Origin of the sequence: Clostridium sp. OM05-5BH (assembly GCF_003481505.1) — a bacterium.
In the GTDB taxonomy this organism is placed as follows: domain Bacteria; phylum Bacillota; class Clostridia; order Lachnospirales; family Lachnospiraceae; genus Otoolea; species Otoolea fessa.
The window spans coordinates 1-2,598 of record NZ_QULJ01000024.1 but is presented as its reverse complement, the minus strand read 5'-3'; the positions used below and the strand labels follow the sequence as shown (position 1 = coordinate 2,598).

The following is a 2,598-nucleotide window of genomic DNA, read 5'->3' as shown; positions in this document are numbered from 1 at the left end:
CGGTATGGTAGAATGATTATGACAAATCGAAAGTTGACAAGGAGTTTTGATAGCGTGAAAAAAAAAGTTTATGGAAGAAGTTTTAATTGATGATAATATGGTTTTTGATATTGATAATTTAAAAGGATTTCTTAATGATACCAGTTCATTTGGGTTTATAGCTAAAGAAAATAATAAAATTATAGGATTTGCATATTGCTATACACTTTTAAGACCTGATGGAAAAACAATGTTTTATTTACACTCAATAGGAATGTTACCTAACTATCAAGACAAAGGTTATGGTTCAAAATTATTATCTTTTATTAAGGAATATTCTAAAGAGATTGGTTGTTCTGAAATGTTTTTAATAACTGATAAAGGTAATCCTAGAGCTTGCCATGTATATGAAAAATTAGGTGGTAAAAATGATTATAAAGATGAAATAGTATATGTATATGATTATGAAAAAGGTGATAAATAAATGAATATAGTTGAAAATGAAATATGTATAAGAACTTTAATAGATGATGATTTTCCTTTGATGTTAAAATGGTTAACTGATGAAAGAGTATTAGAATTTTATGGTGGTAGAGATAAAAAATATACATTAGAATCATTAAAAAAACATTATACAGAGCCTTGGGAAGATGAAGTTTTTAGAGTAATTATTGAATATAACAATGTTCCTATTGGATATGGACAAATATATAAAATGTATGATGAGTTATATACTGATTATCATTATCCAAAAACTGATGAGATAGTCTATGGTATGGATCAATTTATAGGAGAGCCAAATTATTGGAGTAAAGGAATTGGTACAAGATATATTAAATTGATTTTTGAATTTTTGAAAAAAGAAAGAAATGCTAATGCAGTTATTTTAGACCCTCATAAAAATAATCCAAGAGCAATAAGGGCATACCAAAAATCTGGTTTTAGAATTATTGAAGATTTGCCAGAACATGAATTACACGAGGGCAAAAAAGAAGATTGTTATTTAATGGAATATAGATATGATGATAATGCCACAAATGTTAAGGCAATGAAATATTTAATTGAGCATTACTTTGATAATTTCAAAGTAGATAGTATTGAAATAATCGGTAGTGGTTATGATAGTGTGGCATATTTAGTTAATAATGAATACATTTTTAAAACAAAATTTAGTACTAATAAGAAAAAAGGTTATGCAAAAGAAAAAGCAATATATAATTTTTTAAATACAAATTTAGAAACTAATGTAAAAATTCCTAATATTGAATATTCGTATATTAGTGATGAATTATCTATACTAGGTTATAAAGAAATTAAAGGAACTTTTTTAACACCAGAAATTTATTCTACTATGTCAGAAGAAGAACAAAATTTGTTAAAACGAGATATTGCCAGTTTTTTAAGACAAATGCACGGTTTAGATTATACAGATATTAGTGAATGTACTATTGATAATAAACAAAATGTATTAGAAGAGTATATATTGTTGCGTGAAACTATTTATAATGATTTAACTGATATAGAAAAAGATTATATAGAAAGTTTTATGGAAAGACTAAATGCAACAACAGTTTTTGAGGGTAAAAAGTGTTTATGCCATAATGATTTTAGTTGTAATCATCTATTGTTAGATGGCAATAATAGATTAACTGGAATAATTGATTTTGGAGATTCTGGAATTATAGATGAATATTGTGATTTTATATACTTACTTGAAGATAGTGAAGAAGAAATAGGAACAAATTTTGGAGAAGATATATTAAGAATGTATGGAAATATAGATATTGAGAAAGCAAAAGAATATCAAGATATAGTTGAAGAATATTATCCTATTGAAACTATTGTTTATGGAATTAAAAATATTAAACAGGAATTTATCGAAAATGGTAGAAAAGAAATTTATAAAAGGACTTATAAAGATTGATTATATAATATATGAAAAGCTATTATAAAAGACATTAGTATTAAATAGTTTAAAAAAATGAAAAATAATAAAGGAAAAAAATATTTCTTAAAATTGTGATAGGGGTTGTTCTTGCTTGTATTTTATTTGTTTGTTTTCTTTATACGAACAATGAGATCGGCGTGACTTCATCTAAGCTGGAGGCAGATATTCGTTCGTCGCAGAAGATTAAGGATGATTGGACGGTCGATGGAAGCGTTTCCAGCACGATGGCTGCATATATTTCTTACCCTCAGGATTTGAGTGACCATTCTTTTTCCGTCTATGTCAATCGTCCAGGACTTTCCTTCGGATATTTTTTCCGTGGAGGTGGAACTCTTTCGGGGATTCAAAGAGGAATTGTGGAGTTTACTGTAGAGGGATATAATGAACGAGCATTTATTTCTATGAATCAACAGCAGGTGCAACAACTTGAAATAGATGATGGCAACACAATTCAAGTGGTTGATATTGACCGCAATAAACCTTTTGCGATTGTCTTGCCTATAAATGCGGGTAATATTACTTTTTATGATGTAAATAGAAATACTGTGGAATATTGGAATAATCCTCTTTGACAAATTCCAGTTTGTCGTGCTAAAAATTCAACTGAATAATCCCAGCAAAAACCGCTGCTACATGGAAGCCAACAAACCATGCAACAGCGGTTTTTCTTT

3 protein-coding genes are annotated in these 2,598 nt (G+C 27.8%); all 3 read left to right on the top strand.

The window, feature by feature from the left end:
* Positions 1-70: 70 nt before the first annotated feature.
* On the top strand, positions 71-463 hold the full coding sequence (locus DXB70_RS13870; protein ID WP_000393259.1) for a GNAT family N-acetyltransferase: 393 nt from the start codon (positions 71-73) through the stop codon (positions 461-463).
* Positions 464-1,903: an aminoglycoside O-phosphotransferase APH(2'')-Ia gene (gene aph(2'')-Ia / locus DXB70_RS13865; RefSeq protein WP_001028144.1), complete on the top strand. Its 1,440-nt coding sequence runs from the start codon at positions 464-466 to the stop codon at positions 1,901-1,903.
* Between the two features lie 80 nt (positions 1,904-1,983).
* Positions 1,984-2,499, top strand: a complete 516-nt coding sequence (locus tag DXB70_RS13860) for a hypothetical protein (protein ID WP_051395754.1) — start codon at positions 1,984-1,986, stop codon at positions 2,497-2,499.
* The last annotated feature ends 99 nt before the right edge of the window (positions 2,500-2,598 follow it).

What these genes read in the sequence shown, in the direction of transcription:
- DXB70_RS13870 (WP_000393259.1), top strand. Translation starts at nt 71, where the DNA reads ATGGAAGAAGTTTTAATTGATGATAATATGGTTTTTGATATTGATAAT.